Consider the following 17,131-nt stretch of genomic DNA (forward strand, 5'->3'; position numbering starts at 1 on the left):
GAATGAGTATAAGAGACACGTAGCCCGCTCCACAAAAGTTTCGAACGTTAGCTGGTTGTTCCTGCAACGCAGGTTTGACTGTCGGCATCCCATGTGGTGCCAGCCGCGCAGGACATGTTTGCTCGTTCTGCGTGATTGCTGCCGTGGCATCCCATTGCCAGCGCGAGGCCGGGCACGAGGGTAAGAGCTGCAGCAATGAGGAGGGTCTTAATGGTCATCTTGGCGTCTCCTTGAATAAAATAAGCCCCGCCAGCGTAACACGGGCGAGGCCAATCTCAAGACACGGATGCGCGAGGTGGGTTAGCCAAAGACCCGCTTGAAAATCGTATCAACATGTTTGGTGTGGTATGCCATGTCGAATTTCTCTTTGATTTCGTCTGCGCCAAGTGCTGCGACAACATCTGCATCGCCCAGCAATTCCTCTTGGAAATCAGTGCGCTCTTCCCAAACCTTGAGCGCATTGCGCTGAACCATCGCATAGGCGTCTTCGCGGCTGACGCCAGCCTGTGTGAGGGCCAACAGAACTCGTTGGGACATGACCAAACCCGGGAATTTGTTCATGTTGTCCATCATGTTGTCTGGGAAGATCAGCATTTTGTCGATCACACCAGTGAGACGGTGAAGCGCAAAATCGAGTGTGATCGTTGCGTCCGGACCGATTGCGCGCTCGACGCTGGAATGTGAAATGTCCCGCTCGTGCCAAAGTGTGACGTTTTCCATTGCTGGGATAACGGCCATGCGGACAGTCCGCGCCAGACCTGTCAGGTTCTCAGTTAGGACAGGGTTCTTTTTGTGCGGCATTGCCGACGATCCCTTTTGCCCCGCAGAGAAGAACTCGGCACCTTCAAGAACCTCGGTCCGTTGCATGTGACGGACTTCTGTTGCGACGTTCTCAATCGAGCTGGCCACAACACCAAGGGCCGCAAAGAACGCCGCATGGCGATCGCGCGGGATAACCTGCGTGCTGATCGGCTCAGGCGAAAGGCCCAGTTTTCCACACACGTGCTCTTCTACGGCGGGGTCAATGTTGGCGAAGGTTCCGACAGCGCCGGAAATCGCGCCCGTTGCCACCTCGTCACGCGCTGTACGTAGGCGGGTCAGGTTGCGGTCCATTTCGGCGTAGAACCGGGCAAACGTCAGACCCATTGTTGTTGGTTCGGCGTGAATGCCGTGGCTGCGACCAACACGTACGGTGTCTTTGTGCTCGATCGCGCGACGTTTAAGGGCCGCGAGCAGCAGGTCCATATCAGCGATCAAAATGTCAGCGGCGCGGACCAGTTGGACGTTAAAACATGTGTCGAGCACATCCGAGCTGGTCATGCCTTGGTGCACAAAGCGTGCCTCATCGCTGCCGACATGCTCTGCCAAATGGGTCAGGAACGCGATGACGTCGTGTTTGGTGACGGCTTCGATCTCGTCGATGCGTACCACGTCAAATTCGACGTCTTTGGCTTTCCATACAGCATCGGCATTTTCGCGTGGGATCACACCAATGTCGGCCATGGCGTCGCAGGCGTGTGCTTCGATCTCGTACCAGATGCGGAACTTGCTCTCTGGTGACCAAATAGCAACCATTTCGGGGCGGGAATAACGAGGGATCATGGCGCACGACCTTTTTACTAGTGAGCAGATGCTGCGCGTCATAAACTCGGGGGGTGCAAAAAACAACCGGAAGGGGACACGTTATGAAACTGCTTGGCGTATTCACTGTGATTTTGATTGGTGCGACCCCCGCTTGGGCCGCAGATTGGTCCCCTATGACAGGTGCACAAATAGCTGACGCACTGACGGGCCAAACGGTCGTCTATTCCAATGCGCGTCAAACGTTCTTGGGTTCGGGGCGTACCGAATATACTGAGGATCGGCCCAGCACAGGGTATTGGCGTGTTGAAGGCGACCAATATTGCAGCCAGTGGCCCCTTAGCGATTTGTGGGAATGCTACGACATGGCCCGCGATGGCGACCAAATCCGCTTTATTGCCCGCGATGGCAGCAAAACCGACGGCACATTGCAAAACTGAAAATGTTGGGTCCGGATGATTTTCGAGGCACGTGGCAGGTTTCACGAGTGATCGCAGATGCGGCCTCGGGCACGCAGTCGCTGTTTGCTGGAATTGCTGAGTTCTCAGAGCAGGGGACTGATCAATTGGCCTACCGTGAGCAGGGGCAAATGACGCTGCCTGATGGGACTACATTGGCGGCAACACGTGGATACCAATGGACTTTTTCCAAAGACCGCGTCTGGGTCGGGTTTGAAGAGGGGCAGCCGTTCCATGATTTCTCACCTCAAGGTCATGAGGATGGAACCGAACATCTGTGCATCAATGATCTCTACCGTGTCCGGTATGATTTTGCGGCATTTCCAGTGTGGTCGGCAACTTACCGCGTCACGGGACCACGCAAAGATTACAACCTGCGTTCGCTCTATCATCGCGGCTGATCAGCCTTTGCGCTTGCAGAAATGGGGACGCTGGGGCAATTAAGGTGAAGTTCAACAACTAGCGGAGAGACCGATATGGCGCTCGCAATGACAGACAAAGTATTGACCGAGGCCGTTGGGCCGTCCGAGGGCGCAGCCCGCCTTCTCAAGCAGATCGTATTGGTTGTGCTTGGCGTGGCCCTGCTGGCCCTGACTGCAAAAGTGAAATTTGCGATCCCACCATCACCCGTTCCCGTCACCCTGACGACGTTCGGCGTGCTGACAATCGGCGCAGCCTACGGCCCACGTTTGGGGTTTGCGACGATCATTGGCTACCTGCTGATCGGCGCACTGGGTTGGGACGTGTTCGCAGGGTCGAGCTCGGAACTTAACGGACGTGAGTATATTATGGGCAGCACTGGCGGCTATCTCGTAGGCTACCTGTTGGCGACAGTTGCGCTTGGCATGGCGGCACGCGCTGGTTGGGACCGTAGCGTTGTGAAAATGGCGCTGGGGATGCTGATCGGCTCGGCGTTGATCTATGTTCCTGGCCTGCTGTGGCTCGGCACACTCAACGGCTGGGACAAGCCGATCCTCGAGTGGGGCCTGACACCGTTCATCATTGGTGACCTGATGAAGCTCGCACTGGCTGCTTTGATCGTGCCTGCACTGTGGAAACTGATTGGCAACGCACGCACATAACCTTTTGGACGTAAGTCCCTGATAGGCCTATAAACAGAAAGGTGCGTCCAGAACTGGACGCGCCTTTTTTGTCTTGTGTTAGGGCGGTTGTTGAGACTGCTTTAGGTTGCTTCAGCAAGTCGCGTGATGACGGCCGAGCTGCGCTCCATGGTTCGGTGAACCGGACATTAGTCGGCGATTTCTACCAAACGCTGACGTTGGTCATCGCTCAGATCTCCGCGCAGATGGATCTCTCTGGTAAAGTAATCAACCTTTTTGACAGCAGACGTATCCGCGTCCTGCGCGTGCAGGCTGTTGTGGGTCACATCAACCCAAACATGATCAAGCGGCCACCCTTTGCGGCGGGCGTACATCCGGATCGTCATCGAAGTGCACGCCCCTAATCCCGCGGCTAAAAACCCGTATGGGGTCATGCCCTTGTTCGTGCCGCCATATGCCATCGGCTCGTCTGCCAAGGCATGGTGAAATGGTCCTGCATTGATGTCTTGGAGAAAGCCATTCTTGTCGGCCTCGGCGACACGAATAACACCCTCGGGAGCGCCGATCGGGGGTGCTGGGGGGCGCAGTTTGAGATATTTAGCGGACCAAGTTGCGATGACTTCGGCGGCGTATTCTGCATCGTCCGGTCGGGTGATCAGGTGGTCTGCATCATCCAAAGTGACAAAGCTCTTGCCCGTGCCCCATTCAACATCGAGGCAAATCACCAATGGTTCTTCGACCTTTTCGATGATGTTCGACAGTTGTGCGCTGGTTTTTTTTGCAGCCAAGGACATCGTTGTCGCCGAACCCTTCCTTATAGAGTTCGATTTTAGGGCGAGGGGGTGTCAGGCGCATGGGTGCTCAATCAATTGGTGATAAAGCGTTCATGTTAAGTGGATTTTCCCAAAGCTCAATGGCCCATCAACGCCCCATCAAGCGGATAGGTTGTGAGGTTTTCATAGCCGTCTTCGGTGATGATGACTTGGTCCTCGAGTTTGATGGAGAAATCGCCACCGACTTCGCCGACCAGCGCCTCGACGCACAGGGTCATGCCGGGCTTGAGTTCATAGTCGAAGGCGCCTGCGACGGCCTTGTCGGGGTAGGCGACGAGGGGCCATTCGTCACATAGGCCCACGCCGTGCATCAGGCAGCCATATTTTTGCGCCATGTATTTGTTGTCGAGCTTGTGACAGTTGGCGGTCAGCTCGGGGATTGTGACGCCCGGTTTGAGCATCTCCATGTTGGTTTGGATGTGCTCGACCGCGTGTCTCATGGCATAGACCATGTCAGGACGGGGTTTTTGGTCGCCGATCCACCAGCTGCGCGAGATGTCGATGCAGATGCCATAAGCACCAACCAGGTCGGTATCAAACGAGATGATTTCGTTCGGTTGGGTGATACGCGGGCCGCATTCCTGAAACCATGGGTTCGAGCGGGGACCAGAGGCGAGCAGGCGGGTTTCGATCCATTCGCCGCCGCGTTTGATGTTTTCCGCGTGCAGGACGGCCCAGATGTCATCCTCAGAGGTATTGCCGTTGGGGACGTGTTCGCGGGCGTAATCCTCCATCTTGCGGACAGCGGTTTCGCAGGCGTGGTTTGCGCAGCGCATGGCGAGCAATTCGTCGGGACCTTTGATCGCGCGGGTGTGTTCGGTGACTTCTTCGCCGGGGTGCACGTCAAAGCCTTGGGCCTCGAGGGCGCGCAGGCCGTGGAGCATGATTTTGTCGACAGCGAGGCGTTTGTTTCTGGGGACGTGTTCGGCCAGAAGGGTGCGGACTTCGTTTGAGAAGACATCAGCCGCCACATCAATTTTGTCGCCACGGTCAAAGTAAAACAGGTCAGCGCCTGAGCGTTGTTCACGAACCAGCGGGTTGAATGTCGATAAGAACGGCGAGTTTTTGTAGTCCCAGATGATCATATAGCCGTCTGCGCAGACCAAAACACATCTGAACGGATTGTGTGTGTTCCAAAGCTGCATGTTGGTGCTGTCGGTGGCATAGCGGATGTTGAGCGGATCAAAGAGCAAAATACCGGCGAGGTCGCGTTGGTTGATCTGGGCCACAAGGCGGTCAAGCCGGAACTGGCGCATGTTGGCAAGGTTGGGCAGTTCAAGGCCTGCGGCCTCCCATTCGCGAAAAGCCAGCTGAGTTGGGCCAATTTCGATGCGATCTGCGTCGTTAGGGGTGCCGTCGCCTAGGGTTGCGCCGCGCGACGGGTCAATCTTGCGCGTGTCGCGATAATGGGTGTTCATGGCTGGCCTCCCTGTGTGTTGTTTGACATGGTGGAGGCGGGAATTGGGCCTGTCCGGTCTGATTGCGACATGCTGAGTGGTCTGTTTGCGGCGCGATTGGGGGGTGGATGATCCGAAATATTATTGATCTGCCGTATGATCCTGTCGAGCAGGCCGCCTGTGTCTTGCCCGGAATTGGGCCTGTCGGAGATGAGGGTTGGTTGTGGCGAACGCCAGACTACGAGGCGCAGATGGCAGAGCGTCGCGCGCGGTTGGATCAGCAAGAAACAGATGTGCTTGCGGTGTTGCCCGAAGGCGTTGCCGCGGCGCAAGAGCTGTTCGAGGTCGTGATCGACGGGCTGCGAGGGGCTGATGGTTTTCAAGTCGGCGACGACGATGTGCTGTGTCCAGATGGGGTGAGGGTGCCGCTTGGGGACCCTTTGGGCACGATTGGACGGTTGGTACAGGCAGATATGTGTGTGTTGCAGCGTCCAGATGGATCAGACGAGCATCTGTTAGTTGCGGCTGTTGTTTGTTTCCCTGCCAATTGGCGGCTGGCAGATAAAATCGGTCGTCCGCTGACCGCAATCCATGACCCGGTTCCCGAGTATGCAGGCGAAATCGCCAAGCGTGTTCAGCGATTGTTTGATGGTGTCCAAGTGGGCCGCCCACTGTGGCGGGTCAATGGTTTGAGTTATCACGAGCCGCATCTGTTTCAGCCCTCTGGTAAACTGATCAGCGACGCACCAGCCCCATATTTTCGCAGCGAGCGGCAAGTTGTCATGCGCCTACCCAAGACGCGCGCTGTTGTGTTCTCGATCCATAGTTTTGTGTTCAACCAGGAGACATCATGAGCACTGTCAAAGCTCAATATGAGGTTTACCCATATCCTGCTCGCGATCCTGCGGACGAGGCAAAGCGGCTGATTACAGGATCACCGTCCGTGTTGATGGAGATGGATCACTATCTGTGGGACGGCGCGCGCGATTGGGCGGCAGGCACTCGGGTCTTGGTGGCCGGCGGCGGCACGGGCGACGGGTTGATCCAGCTGGCCGTGATGTTGCGCGCGGCTAAGGTGCAACATGACATAACATAACATATATCGATCTGTCTGAGGCGAGCCGCGCCGTGGCCGAGGCTCGTGCGGCCGAACGCTGGTTAGAGGGGATCACGTTCCTGACCGGATCGCTGCTGGATGCGCCTGATTTGGGGTCGTTCGACTATATTGATTGCTGTGGTGTGTTGCATCATTTGCCGGACCCATCCGCAGGGTTTGCGGCATTGTCTGGGGCTTTGGCCCCCGGTGGCGGCTTGGGGTTTATGGTCTATGCGCCATACGGTCGGGCAGGGGTTTATCCGCTTCAGGCCGCATTCGAGACGCTCTATGGCCATTTGCCACCAGCGGTAAAACTGGCTGCCGCCGAAGCGGTGTTCGAGACGCTGCCTGATGGACATATGTTTGCGCGCAATACCCATGTCGTCGATCACACCAGTGGGGATGCCGGATTTTATGATTTGTTGCTGCATTCCACGGACCGCCCATATGCAGTGTCCGAACTGCTGGACGAACTGAAAGGCGCAGGGTTGGGATTGGTCGATCTGTTGGCCCCTAGCGCCTATGATCCTGCCCTCTACGCTGTGGTTGATCATGGTTTGGACTGGATGACTGCGATGTCTGTTGCGGAACAGTTGTCAGGCTCAATGAAGGTTCATGTGGGCTATGCCGTGCCAGACGCACGGGGCGCCGTGTCACGGGCTGTCGCTCGGCCGGATCAGGTTCCCCATCTCGACGGGACGCGCAATGATCCTAAGTTGGCGAACAAGCTGGCACAGGTGATTGCCAACAGTGGGTCTGTTCCGATTGTACAGGGCGAGGTTACGCTAAAGCTGGCGGTTCCCAAGGGCATTGCGCGGGCGGTGGCAGGGATCAACGGACGCCGCAGTCTGGCCGAGCTACAGGCAGGGTCGGGTCTGGAACAGGGTTCGTTTGATACGGCTTGGGCGGCGCTGGATGACGCTTTATGTGGCTGGAACAAAATGTGGTATTCACGGCTGCTGCGCCGTTAGAACTGTTGTCCGTAGACAAGCATATTGGTGGCCTGCGAGATCCGATCTATCTCCACCGCAAGGTAGTACACAACCGCAAGGGATATGATCCCAGTGGTGATCTTGAGCGGTGAGTTGCTGTGGACAAGGGCGCGGGCAATTTCGGAGCGGATTGGCTTGAAGACCTGTGTGATCACACCGTCGGGTTCGCGCAAAACTTTCTCAGCGGCGGCGTCGCCAGCTGCACGAAGGTCTTGGGCCTTCTCCGCCTCAGAGCGGTGCGCTGCGTGCGCAGGGGTGCGATCTGCGAGGAAATCCACCAGTTGGACGGGTTTGGATGTGTTTAGTACCGGTGGGTCATAGGGGTTTTCTGTTCGCCGTTTCCACAACAATCAAAACGCCAAGTACTGGAGCACGAAGAACAGTGCCAGAAGACCGCGCCATCCGAAATAGGTGTAGAACCTTTTGGCCGTGTTGATCACGAGGTCGACCGTAAACGGGTTGCTCTGCTGACTAGGCGCTACTGTGTTGGACATGCGAGATTCAAAATTGTCGGAAAACCTGCTGTCCTGTTTGGCGTCGACCCAAGGCTGGGTCAGAGTGGCCCGTTTTCCTGCCGTGGTAGGTGGCGTGTCGAAAGCGGGCGCATCAAGGATTGCGTTGTCAAAGCCCGGTGTTGGGGACTTTGAGAAATTGAACCGTGATTTGCCGGTTTGTGCCTGTGCTTTGTGCCGCACATCTAGGGGATGATATTCTGCCATGGCGATGTGATAGTCGCAGGTCTGCGCGAAATTATGACGTGAGATGGCGTGTCAGCGTTGCATGTGCAGCCTCATCGCGTGGCCCAAGATCAAGGTTTTGGATACGGCCTGTCCCCTTCCACATGGTGCCGATCGCCCTGCAGTGATAAAACCCGACCTCTGGGTTCGGCCTTTGGTGGATCGATAGGCGCGGTAGGCCATTGATGACATGCACGTCCCATTCATGACGGCGCAGCCATCCTGAGGGAACGGCGCAATACTTGCTAGGAACTTGTTTGGCGTTTGTCTGGATATAGGTGTGGTCGATATGTGTCGGGTTTTGCGTGTCGGGATGCACCATGCGCCAAACCCCGGGAATGCGGCGATAGCCCAAAGGGTGAGCAACGGCACGGTCGAAAATGTTTGCGCCTGTCGTCCAAACCAGTTCGTCCACGTCGATCTGCAAAATGGCGCGCGCACGGGCGAGCATGTCACGTGGTGCGATGTTTAGAATTCCAGCCTGCAAGTATTTGGCAATGTGACACGGTTTCGTGCGAAATCTTGGGCCGTATGGGTAGGGCGTGCGCACGACGGTCACGTGCTCAAGACCCGTTTGTTCAAGCGAAGTAACAATCTGTTTGGGCGTATAGGCCGTACTGGCGTTGTCAAAGAGCAAGAGCGCCTGCGCCCCCTGCGCGCTGACATGATAGCGCGCCCAATCGCTGATCCAGCGTAGATCGTTGTTTTGGCTAAGCGTCATCAGCGTGTTGCGATCTTCAAACCCGCGCCATTGGTCTGGTGCATGAAGGGGCAGGGTCCAATTGTGGCCGGCACCGCGAATGGTCAGTTCGATTGGGCGGGTTGGGCAGTCAAACCGCAGGATATCGTGACGGCGATAAGATTTCAGGTGCGGCCGCGGCAATGTTTGGCCATCGGCGGCAAAGGTCATATCCCCCAAGAGTTTGGCAAAATTCCGCAGTTTTGGGCAAATACAATAGAGAGCGTCGTCAGCCCAATACGTGTGATAAATCAGTGTCTTGCGGTCATATTTTGCGACGGCCTCTGGGGGTGCATCGCGGTGCGGGCGAGGCAACTCGCGGCTGGGTCCGTCGGTGTCAAAGACTACGCTTGCGAGATCAACAATTTGGGACTGCATCGAGGCACCTAAATCCAACTTTGCCGGAGCTAACCGGCACTTGAGAATACAGAGTTAGAAGGTGTCGCAGAAAAAGGGAAGCAAACAGTGGCCTATTCATAATAAGGTTTAGTGCATGTTGTCCGCTGGGGGGACTGCCCGCAGGTCCTAGTTTGGCCACAATGAGTGGATAGATAAAAAAACAGAAGAGACGAGAAAGTCGCAAAAAATGAATTGAAATATGAAGAAAAAGAGCGCCCCAATGACCCGCCGCGCTGCATTGTCCCGTTTGGGATTGTTTGCAACAGCGGCCTATGTCGCCCCCGGATTTTCGACGCTTTCGACCGCAGGTGCGAGCAGTGTGTCTAGCGCCTCGAGTGCGTCAAGCGCATCCAGTGTGTCGAGCGCCTCTAGCGCATCAAGCGTGTCGAGTGTGTCTAGCGCATCGAGTGCCTCAAGCGGTGCCAGCTTGCCAAGCTTGCCAAGCGATCATTCCTATACGGCCGGTCAGGTACGGAAATATAATTCCTGCAAAAAGACCAGCACGACAATGGATGATTTCCGCACCTGTTTGGTTACACCCTGATCTCGGATACCGGATCTATTGTGTTTGATGCATGGTACTTCTCATGCAACTTTGCAGAAGATGGTTGAACCGGTAGCCTGTTATCAAAACCCATGAATGAGACAGGTATGAATCAGCAAAACTTAATGCTCCGGGGTCTCGTGGCCCCGGTTCGTTTGTCTGGCGAAGGTTGGAATGCGGGAGACTTTTCAGAGTTTCTGCCAAACTGGCCATTCGAGATTGTAGATGTGACAGACGCAACCCCGTTTGCCACGCGGGAACGCACAGACCACGGGTTTGTGTTTTCGTCTGACTTTGGTGACGGACCCGCCCCGCATGCGTCGCTGGTCAATATGGTGTGCGATTTAATTGCACATGCCGCACGACAAAGAACGCGTGAACGCCCCGATGATTTGTGCCTGCATGCCTCTGCCGTACAGGTGGGCGAGGGGTTGGTGGTCATGCCTGCAACGCGACGGGCAGGGAAATCTGTTATGACGGCGGTTTTTGGGCGCGCGAGGACATGGGGTTTTCAGCGACGATGTGTTGCCGATCAGCGCGCTCTCTGGAGCTCCGATCGTTGGGCGTGCAACCGTTGCTTCGATCCGCTTGCGCCTGCCGCTACCAGAGCAATTGCCACCCGCTGTACGCGATCATATCGAGGCGCACGCAGGGTCGCAGAACCGCCAGTATCTCTATGTCCCGTCGCCAGTTATTGCCGACCAAGATGCGTCTGCGCCGCTTTGCGCCTTTGTCAGCATTGACTATGCGTCAGATGCCGAGACCGAGTTGGTCGAGGTATCACGCGGCAAGATGCTGAAATCATTTTTAAAACAGAATTTTTCTCGAGATGCGGATGGTGATCAGATATTGGCGGCTTTGTTCCATATGGTTGAGCATTTGCCGTGTTATCTGTTGCGGTATTCCGATGTTGTTGCGGCGGCGCAGGCGCTTGAAACTGCGTTTGCGAACGGGGACGCGCCGTCCCTTATGATGCCTGTGTTGCCTGCTGTTGAAAACGTAGAGTTGGGATGGGGTGATAGCGAACCGGATCAACCGTTGGTTCGGCGTGCGCAGGCGACAGTGGTTGATTTGGAGGGAGAAGCCTTTGGTGTTTCGGCGGATCAACGCAATATCGTTCATTTGGATAAGGGGGCGCTGCGGGTGTTAGGACTATTTGACGTGCGCACCCGTGAAAGAGAGGTTGTCGATATTTTGAGTGCCGCATTCCCAACTGTTGATGCCGCACAGATAGAGAACGACGTCAGCGGTGCGGTCCGACGGTTTCGACGTGCCGGTCTTTTGGTTGCGACCTAGACCTGCGGCTCGCCTGAAAAACTTAAGATACACCAACAATAAAGGCGCCCCCCAAAGGGGACGCCTATGGTAATCCTAAGCTGCTGGGAGATTAGCAGCTGTAGTAGAGACCGAATTCAACTGGGTGAGGCGTGTGCTCGTACAGAGTGACCTCTTCCATCTTCAAGTCGATATAGCCTTCGATCTGGTCTTTGGTGAACACGTCACCTTCGAGCAGGAAGTCCATGTCGGTCTTGAGTTCGTCCAGTGCTTCGCGAAGTGAGCCACAGACTGTTGGGATTTCTGCCAACTCTTCTGGTGGCAGGTCGTACAGGTCTTTGTCGGACGCCGCACCTGGATCGATCTTGTTCTTGATGCCGTCTAGGCCAGCCATCAGCAGGGCCGCAAAGCACAGGTATGGGTTCGCAGCTGGGTCGGGGAAGCGTGCCTCGACGCGCTTGGCCTTGGGCGATTCTGCCCATGGAATACGAACACAACCCGAACGGTTGCGAGCCGAATACGCGCGCAGAACAGGCGCCTCGAAGCCCGGGATCAAACGCTTGTAAGAGTTTGTCGCAGGGTTCGTGAACGCGTTGAGCGCCTTGGCGTGCTTGAGAATACCACCGATGAAGTAGAGCGCTTCTTGGCTCAGGTCGGCGTATTTATCGCCAGCAAAGAGCGGCTTGCCGTCTTTCCAGATCGACATGTTCACGTGCATGCCTGTGCCGTTGTCGCCTGCGATTGGCTTAGGCATAAAGGTTGCCGATTTGCCGTAAGCGTGCGCCACGTTGTGGATGATGTATTTGTATTTCTGCAGCTCATCCGCCTGTTTGGTCAGCGAGCCGAAGACGAGACCCAACTCGTGCTGGCAAGAAGCAACCTCGTGGTGGTGCTTGTCGACCTTCATGCCCATGCGCTTCATGGTCGAGAGCATTTCAGAACGGATGTCCTGTGCGTCGTCGATTGGGTTGACGGGGAAGTAGCCGCCTTTGACGCCTGGGCGGTGGCCCATGTTGCCCATTTCATACTCGGTGTCTGTGTTCCAAGATGCGTCTTGGGCGTCTACTTCGTAGGATACTTTGTTGATCGAGTTCGAGAAGCGAACGTCGTCGAACAAGAAAAATTCAGCTTCTGGACCAAAGAACGACTGGTCACCGATGCCGGATGCGATCAGGTACGCTTCGGCTTTTTCGGCAGTGCCGCGCGGGTCACGTGCATATGGCTCCATTGTGTCCGGCTCCACGATCGAGCAGTGCACACAGATGGTTTTTTCCGCATAGAAGGGGTCGATGTAGGCTGAGGATGCGTCTGGCATCAGCTTCATGTCGGACTCTTCGATCGACTTCCAACCTGCGATGGACGAGCCGTCAAACATAAAGCCACCTTCGAGGAAGTCTTCGTCGACTTCGTCACAAATCACGGTGACGTGCTGAAGTTTACCGCGCGGATCAGTGAAACGGATATCGACGTATTCGATTTCCTCATCTTTGATCTTTTGGACGAGTTCTTGGTTGTTCATGGGTAGTATCCTCTGATGCAGGGGGATGGATTAGATAGCGTCTGCGCCGAATTCACCGGTACGGATGCGAATGGCTTGTTCGATGGTCGATACAAAGATCTTGCCGTCGCCGATTTTATCGGTTTTCGCGGCTGCGATGATTGCTTCGACTGCGGCGTCAACCTGATCGTCGGATAGAACGACTTCGATTTTCACCTTGGGCAGGAAATCAACGACGTATTCTGCGCCGCGATAAAGCTCGGTGTGGCCCTTTTGGCGGCCAAAGCCTTTTACTTCGATCACAGAGAGACCTTGGACACCAACGTCCTGAAGGGCTTCTTTGACTTCGTCCAATTTGAATGGTTTGATAATCGCTTCGATTTTCTTCATGGCAGCGGCTCCCTAAGCTGACTGTTGAATGGTTTGGATCACGGATGCTGCGATGGCTCAATTTCCGCGCACTACCGTTGTTGGCAGGCTGCGCGAAAATGAGGCGCATTGCTGAGATTTAGTGCGGCTTGCACAAAAAGTAATCAGTTTTGAATCTATGATGCTTTTGAGGGTGTCGGTTGACCTAGGGGGATCGCGAACTTGAAGGCTGCAAGCCAAGCCGCTAGAGGTGGGAAAACCTCGCAAGGAAGGGACACCATGCGCGCATTCGTTTTTCCGGGCCAAGGGGCTCAAGCCATCGGAATGGGCCATGATTTGGCCACTACCGTGCCCGAAGCACAGGCCGTGTTTCAAGAAGTTGATGACGCTCTGGGCGAAAATCTAAGCAAGCTGATTTGGGGAGGCGATATTGCGGAGCTGACGCTAACACAAAACGCACAGCCAGCATTGATGGCGACATCTATTGCAGCGATGCGAGCGCTCGAAGCGCGCGGTGTTTCAATCGATGCGGCGTCTTTCGTCGCAGGGCATTCGTTGGGCGAATATTCGGCATTGGCCGCGGCCGGTGCGATCAGTTTGGCGGACACTGCACGTTTGTTGCGTATTCGCGGCAAGGCTATGCAGGACGCGGTGCCTGTGGGCGTTGGCGCTATGGCAGCGCTGCTAGGTCTCGACTTTGAGGCGGCCCAAGCGGTGGCAGCCGAGGCGGCCCAAGGCGACGTTTGCCAAGCCGCCAATGATAATGACCCCAGCCAAGTTGTCGTCTCTGGCCATAAGGCCGCAATTGAACGGGCTGTTGATATTGCCAAAGAGCGCGGCGCCAAGAGGGCGGTTCTGCTGCCTGTTAGCGCACCGTTCCACTGTGCGCTCATGCAGCCTGCAGCGGATGCGATGGCGACGGCCTTGGCTGAGGTTCAGATTTCGACACCTGCCGTTCCAGTTATTGCAAATGTTCGGGCAGCTGCAGTTAGCGATCCAGATGAGATCCGCGCGTTGCTGGTTGAGCAGGTCACCGGGTCTGTGCGTTGGCGCGAAAGCGTGCAGCAAATGGATGCTGAAGGTGTGACCAAGATTTGGGAAATTGGCGCGGGCAAAGCGCTGTCTGGGATGGTCCGTCGGATCAATCGCGACATCACATGCCGCGCTGTCGGCACGTCTGCTGATGTGGATGCTGCTGTTGCGTCTCTTGACGCTTAACTGAACAAAGAAAGACAGATATATGTTTGATCTCAATGGTAAAAACGTTCTCATCACAGGTGCATCTGGTGGCATCGGTGGTGATATCGCACGGCATTTACATGGTGCAGGCGCGACGGTTAGTTTGTCTGGCACACGGGTTGAGCCGCTCGAAGCTTTGGCTACAGAGCTTGGCGAGCGGGCGCATGTCTTGCCTTGTAATCTAAGTGATATGGAGGCTGTTGACGCGCTGCCCAAGCAAGCCGCTGAGGCAATGGGATCGGTCGATATTCTGGTGAACAACGCAGGCATTACGCGGGACAATCTGTTCATGCGGATGTCGGACGATGAATGGAACAGCGTCATTGACGTGAACCTGACCGCGACGTTCAAGCTGTGCAAAGGTGTGCTGCGCGGCATGATGAAGGCCCGTTGGGGCCGGATCATCAACATCAGTTCGGTCGTTGGCGCGACTGGTAACCCTGGACAAGGCAACTATGCAGCATCCAAAGCGGGTATGGTTGGGATGTCCAAGTCATTGGCCTACGAGGTTGCAAGCCGTGGGATCACAGTAAATGCCGTGGCTCCTGGTTTCATCGAAACCGCAATGACGGACAAGCTGACAGATGATCAGAAGACCGGGATCCTGACGCAAATCCCGTCTGGCCGTATGGGGTCGAGCGCAGAGATCGCAAGTGCGGTGCTCTATCTCGCGAGCCCCGAGGCAGGTTACGTCACAGGTACGACGCTGCACGTCAACGGTGGGATGGCGATGCTCTGATCGGGAATCGTGTCAATCTGTAAGTATTGAATTATAAACAAGAATCTGGGTCGCAAAATCTAAAAGCGTTCCCGTGAACGTCCTCGTAAAACCACTGAAAAGAACTGACCAAACGTCAAAAACGGACCTCCAAAAGTCAGAAACGGACGAACCCTGAACAGTCACTCTGGGCATTGTTTTCGCAACATCCAAAGAGACAGTCTTGGACCATACTTTCAGAGAAGAAGACCGTGTTGTGATTGCAGAGGTTCACGGTGTTGGACCGTTCCGAGGAACAGTCATCCAAGCCGATGAGGAACAGGTCGAGGTGTTGGTCGATGAGGAAGAAGGCAACAAGCACCTATGCACTTTGTACTCCGAGAACTTCCGACTGCTCTCTCACGAAGGGACTGAAGAACTCCAGACAATCGAACAAGCTTTCGAAGCAGCGTTTCGTGTAGGTGAGCAACAGGGACGCGATCAAGGGTATGACAGTTTTGCCCCAGTATGGCAAAGCTATCGATAAGTCTGCCACCCCGTAGTTCTGATTAGGCGTCAGACAGTCTCTTTACCTGCACTGATAAGGTCTTCCACGGACATGTGACTAGCAGAACCGTCTATGAGGTTTTTGTAGAGGTTCGCAGCCCTGTTCACATCCCAATCAAAGGCAACAGCATTAGAGACAGCTTCTTGTTCTGTGAAAGCACCTCCAAACGCGTCTACAAGCATTCTGTGGTTTTCTGGCCGTTCTGTCTCAGCCGTTGGGTCTTCCTCAATCGCTTTGTAGCGCAGTTTAGCGTGAACTTCTGCCATGTATGCGACCTCGTCTAAGCCAAGCTTTTCAACAAACCCTTCAACCTGTTCTTTGGTGTAGCCGTTTGAGAAAACCTCAACCAAGTACTCAAGGGTCATCGGGTTTGGTACAGGAGGTGCTGTTTCAGTCATAGTGTAAGGAATACCCACCGCTATTTCGCGACCGATTTGTAGCAGGTCATCCATCCCCATCCCAGTAGCGCAACCGTCAGTGAAGTCGCGATAGACAGCCTTGGCCTTGTCCAAGTCGCCACTGAAGGCTTCCGAAATCTCGTCAATCTGTGTCGGTGAGAACTCAGCGTTTTCCTAGATAACATCCCCAATATTGGAACTAGCGTGCTCGCCAATGATGCTGACCTTGTCGGCCCACTGAGGCATATGAAAACTCAAAGCAGACCACGCACCTTCCCTGTCGTAAGCAACAGGCCAAGCCACGAGAGACATGAAAGCAATCTTGTCGTTCAGCTCTTGAAGACAGAAGTCTACGAAGTCGTCGCTAGAAGTGTCTGCTCCATACGCAGAAACACAATCTTCGTATAAGTCAGAGGTAAAGAGCGACATCAGGTTCGCAGTGTTCTTGACATGAATACCGCGCATCTCGTCAGCCACATGCTTGGACAGTTGGGCGAGAGAATACTCTTCAAATTCTGCCAGCTTTGGCAGGATAGTCCCTTCGATTTTCGCTCTAACAGCTTGATAGTCAGTTCCAATAGGGGTCAGTTCGTTCATGGTGCTTCCTTTGACAATTCTGGGTGACGTATACGTCAAGTATCACCAAAAGGATAATCAGTCTACTCTTTCGGATAGGCTTGCTATCATTTTGAGACAACGTGGTACGATTTCCTTATTCGCACAGCAAGAATAAATACTTGAGCCTTATGAAAACGGCAGAGCAGGTAATAGGGCGGAATAATGACCCAAGGCACCTCCGAATAAATAGGAACCCCTTATGAGATACTGCCCGAATAAATAGGGCGGAATAATGATAATGATGTCATCAAACCTCATGGTTTCATCAGAAGAATAAATACTTGACCCTTATGAAGACAGCAGTCCGAATAAATAGGGCGGAATAATGATAACACCCCTTTGGCTGTTTCTCACATTCCCCATGATTTTATGGGAAGAATAAATACTTGACCCTTATGAAAGAGCGTAGCGAGATGCTGCGTGTTTTTTACGGGTGAAAATCCGAGAAATCCCACAGTCTCTTCCAAAGAGAACAAGATAAACCAGACCTTCTAGAAGAGGGTCACCCCCCCTCAAACATCCAATAGAAGGAGCCGTTACAATGGCTTACACCAAAACCCCCCGCAATGGCCCGAAGGATGTCATAGCCTCCTTTGCGGCGCAGCACCTCCAACGTCTTGAGGCCAGCCGCC

21 protein-coding genes and 1 pseudogene are annotated in these 17,131 nt (G+C 54.8%); 11 read left to right on the forward strand and 11 right to left on the reverse strand.

From position 1 onward, the window contains the following. Window positions 1-47: 47 nt before the first annotated feature. Entirely contained in the window at window positions 48-218 is a 171-nt protein-coding gene (locus TR2A62_RS18655) for a hypothetical protein (RefSeq protein WP_009159796.1), read from the reverse strand. A gap of 82 nt (window positions 219-300) precedes the next feature. Further along, window positions 301-1,602 (reverse strand): adenylosuccinate lyase, encoded by a 1,302-nt coding sequence (gene purB / locus TR2A62_RS01765; RefSeq protein WP_009160601.1) that lies wholly within the window; start codon window positions 1,600-1,602, stop codon window positions 301-303. Between the two features lie 83 nt (window positions 1,603-1,685). Here purB and TR2A62_RS01770 point away from each other — a divergent pair, with 83 nt between their 5' ends. The 3 genes from TR2A62_RS01770 (at window position 1,686) to TR2A62_RS01780 (ending at window position 3,121) form a co-directional block, all read left to right on the forward strand. Next, a complete protein-coding gene (locus tag TR2A62_RS01770) occupies window positions 1,686-2,021 on the forward strand; it encodes a hypothetical protein (protein WP_009158414.1) in 336 nt (111 codons plus the stop codon). Window positions 2,022-2,023: 2 nt separating this feature from the next. After that, window positions 2,024-2,440 (forward strand): DUF6314 family protein, encoded by a 417-nt coding sequence (locus TR2A62_RS01775; RefSeq protein ID WP_009158939.1) that lies wholly within the window; start codon window positions 2,024-2,026, stop codon window positions 2,438-2,440. 75 nt (window positions 2,441-2,515) lie between these two features. Next, on the forward strand, window positions 2,516-3,121 hold the full coding sequence (locus TR2A62_RS01780) for a biotin transporter BioY (RefSeq protein WP_009159209.1): 606 nt from the start codon (window positions 2,516-2,518) through the stop codon (window positions 3,119-3,121). A gap of 101 nt (window positions 3,122-3,222) precedes the next feature. Here TR2A62_RS01780 and TR2A62_RS01785 read toward each other — a convergent pair. Then, window positions 3,223-3,792: pseudogene (locus tag TR2A62_RS01785) on the reverse strand (OsmC family protein); the annotation flags it as partial. Between the two features lie 218 nt (window positions 3,793-4,010). Then, entirely contained in the window at window positions 4,011-5,351 is a 1,341-nt protein-coding gene (dddP, locus tag TR2A62_RS01790; protein ID WP_009159900.1) for a dimethylsulfonioproprionate lyase DddP, read from the reverse strand. Window positions 5,352-5,458: 107 nt separating this feature from the next. Between dddP and TR2A62_RS01795 the strand changes: the two genes are divergently transcribed. From TR2A62_RS01795 to TR2A62_RS01800, 3 genes are read left to right on the forward strand one after another with little or no spacing between them, the layout of a single operon-like run. Beyond that, complete coding sequence (locus TR2A62_RS01795) at window positions 5,459-6,184, forward strand: DUF3445 domain-containing protein (protein ID WP_009160555.1); 726 nt, start codon at window positions 5,459-5,461, stop codon at window positions 6,182-6,184. Next, window positions 6,181-6,426, forward strand: a complete 246-nt coding sequence (locus tag TR2A62_RS18925) for a hypothetical protein (protein WP_009157856.1) — start codon at window positions 6,181-6,183, stop codon at window positions 6,424-6,426. The genes TR2A62_RS01795 and TR2A62_RS18925 overlap by 4 nt, the downstream gene beginning before the upstream one ends. 32 nt (window positions 6,427-6,458) lie before the next feature. Then, the gene (locus TR2A62_RS01800) at window positions 6,459-7,397 is read left to right on the forward strand and encodes a methyltransferase domain-containing protein (protein WP_009157591.1); all 939 of its coding nucleotides are present in this window, start codon (window positions 6,459-6,461) and stop codon (window positions 7,395-7,397) included. On the opposite strand, the gene TR2A62_RS01805 is transcribed toward TR2A62_RS01800, so the two are convergent. The 3 genes from TR2A62_RS01805 to TR2A62_RS01815 are packed head-to-tail and all read right to left on the reverse strand — an operon-like array spanning window position 7,394 to window position 9,272. Continuing rightward, complete coding sequence (locus TR2A62_RS01805; RefSeq protein WP_009157515.1) at window positions 7,394-7,768, reverse strand: hypothetical protein; 375 nt, start codon at window positions 7,766-7,768, stop codon at window positions 7,394-7,396. The genes TR2A62_RS01800 and TR2A62_RS01805 overlap by 4 nt on opposite strands. Then, a complete protein-coding gene (locus TR2A62_RS01810) occupies window positions 7,769-8,137 on the reverse strand; it encodes a hypothetical protein (protein WP_009159786.1) in 369 nt (122 codons plus the stop codon). A 31-nt stretch (window positions 8,138-8,168) separates the two neighbouring features. Next, window positions 8,169-9,272 (reverse strand): hypothetical protein, encoded by a 1,104-nt coding sequence (locus TR2A62_RS01815; RefSeq protein WP_009160576.1) that lies wholly within the window; start codon window positions 9,270-9,272, stop codon window positions 8,169-8,171. 241 nt (window positions 9,273-9,513) lie between these two features. Between TR2A62_RS01815 and TR2A62_RS18660 the strand changes: the two genes are divergently transcribed. Continuing rightward, window positions 9,514-9,837, forward strand: a complete 324-nt coding sequence (locus TR2A62_RS18660; RefSeq protein ID WP_223296057.1) for a hypothetical protein — start codon at window positions 9,514-9,516, stop codon at window positions 9,835-9,837. A gap of 522 nt (window positions 9,838-10,359) precedes the next feature. Further along, complete coding sequence (locus TR2A62_RS01820; RefSeq protein ID WP_009158142.1) at window positions 10,360-11,133, forward strand: PqqD family protein; 774 nt, start codon at window positions 10,360-10,362, stop codon at window positions 11,131-11,133. Between the two features lie 91 nt (window positions 11,134-11,224). On the opposite strand, the gene glnA is transcribed toward TR2A62_RS01820, so the two are convergent. After that, window positions 11,225-12,631 carry a type I glutamate--ammonia ligase gene (gene glnA / locus TR2A62_RS01825; RefSeq protein ID WP_009159954.1) on the reverse strand — a complete coding sequence of 469 codons (1,407 nt, stop codon included), beginning with the start codon at window positions 12,629-12,631 and terminating at the stop codon, window positions 11,225-11,227. A 30-nt stretch (window positions 12,632-12,661) separates the two neighbouring features. Beyond that, window positions 12,662-13,000: a P-II family nitrogen regulator gene (locus TR2A62_RS01830; protein ID WP_009157575.1), complete on the reverse strand. Its 339-nt coding sequence runs from the start codon at window positions 12,998-13,000 to the stop codon at window positions 12,662-12,664. 258 nt (window positions 13,001-13,258) lie between these two features. On the opposite strand from TR2A62_RS01830, the gene fabD reads away from it, so the two are divergent. The 3 genes from fabD to TR2A62_RS01845 all read left to right on the forward strand — a co-directional run bounded on the left by fabD (window position 13,259) and on the right by TR2A62_RS01845 (window position 15,462). Then, window positions 13,259-14,197: an ACP S-malonyltransferase gene (gene fabD / locus TR2A62_RS01835; RefSeq protein ID WP_009160212.1), complete on the forward strand. Its 939-nt coding sequence runs from the start codon at window positions 13,259-13,261 to the stop codon at window positions 14,195-14,197. Window positions 14,198-14,219: 22 nt separating this feature from the next. Then, window positions 14,220-14,957, forward strand: coding sequence for a 3-oxoacyl-ACP reductase FabG (fabG, locus tag TR2A62_RS01840; protein WP_009159643.1), 738 nt, complete (start codon window positions 14,220-14,222; stop codon window positions 14,955-14,957). Window positions 14,958-15,159: 202 nt separating this feature from the next. Further along, on the forward strand, window positions 15,160-15,462 hold the full coding sequence (locus tag TR2A62_RS01845; RefSeq protein WP_009160703.1) for a hypothetical protein: 303 nt from the start codon (window positions 15,160-15,162) through the stop codon (window positions 15,460-15,462). Window positions 15,463-15,491: 29 nt separating this feature from the next. Here the strand turns inward: TR2A62_RS01845 and TR2A62_RS01850 are convergent, their stop codons facing one another. Then, the gene (locus TR2A62_RS01850; protein ID WP_009157538.1) at window positions 15,492-15,995 is read right to left on the reverse strand and encodes a hypothetical protein; all 504 of its coding nucleotides are present in this window, start codon (window positions 15,993-15,995) and stop codon (window positions 15,492-15,494) included. A gap of 60 nt (window positions 15,996-16,055) precedes the next feature. Continuing rightward, window positions 16,056-16,478: a hypothetical protein gene (locus TR2A62_RS01855; RefSeq protein WP_009157786.1), complete on the reverse strand. Its 423-nt coding sequence runs from the start codon at window positions 16,476-16,478 to the stop codon at window positions 16,056-16,058. Window positions 16,479-17,131 lie beyond the last annotated feature (653 nt).

Origin of the sequence: Thalassobium sp. R2A62, assembly GCF_000161835.1 — a bacterium.
Lineage (GTDB): Bacteria > Pseudomonadota > Alphaproteobacteria > Rhodobacterales > Rhodobacteraceae > Thalassobium.

What these genes read in the sequence shown, in the direction of transcription:
- TR2A62_RS01830 (WP_009157575.1), bottom strand. Translation starts at nt 13,000, where the DNA reads ATGAAGAAAATCGAAGCGATTATCAAACCATTCAAATTGGACGAAGTC.
- fabD (WP_009160212.1), top strand. Translation starts at nt 13,259, where the DNA reads ATGCGCGCATTCGTTTTTCCGGGCCAAGGGGCTCAAGCCATCGGAATG.
- TR2A62_RS01815 (WP_009160576.1), bottom strand. Translation starts at nt 9,272, where the DNA reads ATGCAGTCCCAAATTGTTGATCTCGCAAGCGTAGTCTTTGACACCGAC.
- TR2A62_RS01770 (WP_009158414.1), top strand. Translation starts at nt 1,686, where the DNA reads ATGAAACTGCTTGGCGTATTCACTGTGATTTTGATTGGTGCGACCCCC.
- fabG (WP_009159643.1), top strand. Translation starts at nt 14,220, where the DNA reads ATGTTTGATCTCAATGGTAAAAACGTTCTCATCACAGGTGCATCTGGT.
- purB (WP_009160601.1), bottom strand. Translation starts at nt 1,602, where the DNA reads ATGATCCCTCGTTATTCCCGCCCCGAAATGGTTGCTATTTGGTCACCA.
- TR2A62_RS01855 (WP_009157786.1), bottom strand. Translation starts at nt 16,478, where the DNA reads ATGAACGAACTGACCCCTATTGGAACTGACTATCAAGCTGTTAGAGCG.
- TR2A62_RS01795 (WP_009160555.1), top strand. Translation starts at nt 5,459, where the DNA reads ATGATCCGAAATATTATTGATCTGCCGTATGATCCTGTCGAGCAGGCC.
- glnA (WP_009159954.1), bottom strand. Translation starts at nt 12,631, where the DNA reads ATGAACAACCAAGAACTCGTCCAAAAGATCAAAGATGAGGAAATCGAA.
- dddP (WP_009159900.1), bottom strand. Translation starts at nt 5,351, where the DNA reads ATGAACACCCATTATCGCGACACGCGCAAGATTGACCCGTCGCGCGGC.
- TR2A62_RS18660 (WP_223296057.1), top strand. Translation starts at nt 9,514, where the DNA reads ATGACCCGCCGCGCTGCATTGTCCCGTTTGGGATTGTTTGCAACAGCG.
- TR2A62_RS01780 (WP_009159209.1), top strand. Translation starts at nt 2,516, where the DNA reads ATGGCGCTCGCAATGACAGACAAAGTATTGACCGAGGCCGTTGGGCCG.
- TR2A62_RS01810 (WP_009159786.1), bottom strand. Translation starts at nt 8,137, where the DNA reads ATGGCAGAATATCATCCCCTAGATGTGCGGCACAAAGCACAGGCACAA.
- TR2A62_RS18925 (WP_009157856.1), top strand. Translation starts at nt 6,181, where the DNA reads ATGAGCACTGTCAAAGCTCAATATGAGGTTTACCCATATCCTGCTCGC.
- TR2A62_RS18655 (WP_009159796.1), bottom strand. Translation starts at nt 218, where the DNA reads ATGACCATTAAGACCCTCCTCATTGCTGCAGCTCTTACCCTCGTGCCC.
- TR2A62_RS01775 (WP_009158939.1), top strand. Translation starts at nt 2,024, where the DNA reads ATGTTGGGTCCGGATGATTTTCGAGGCACGTGGCAGGTTTCACGAGTG.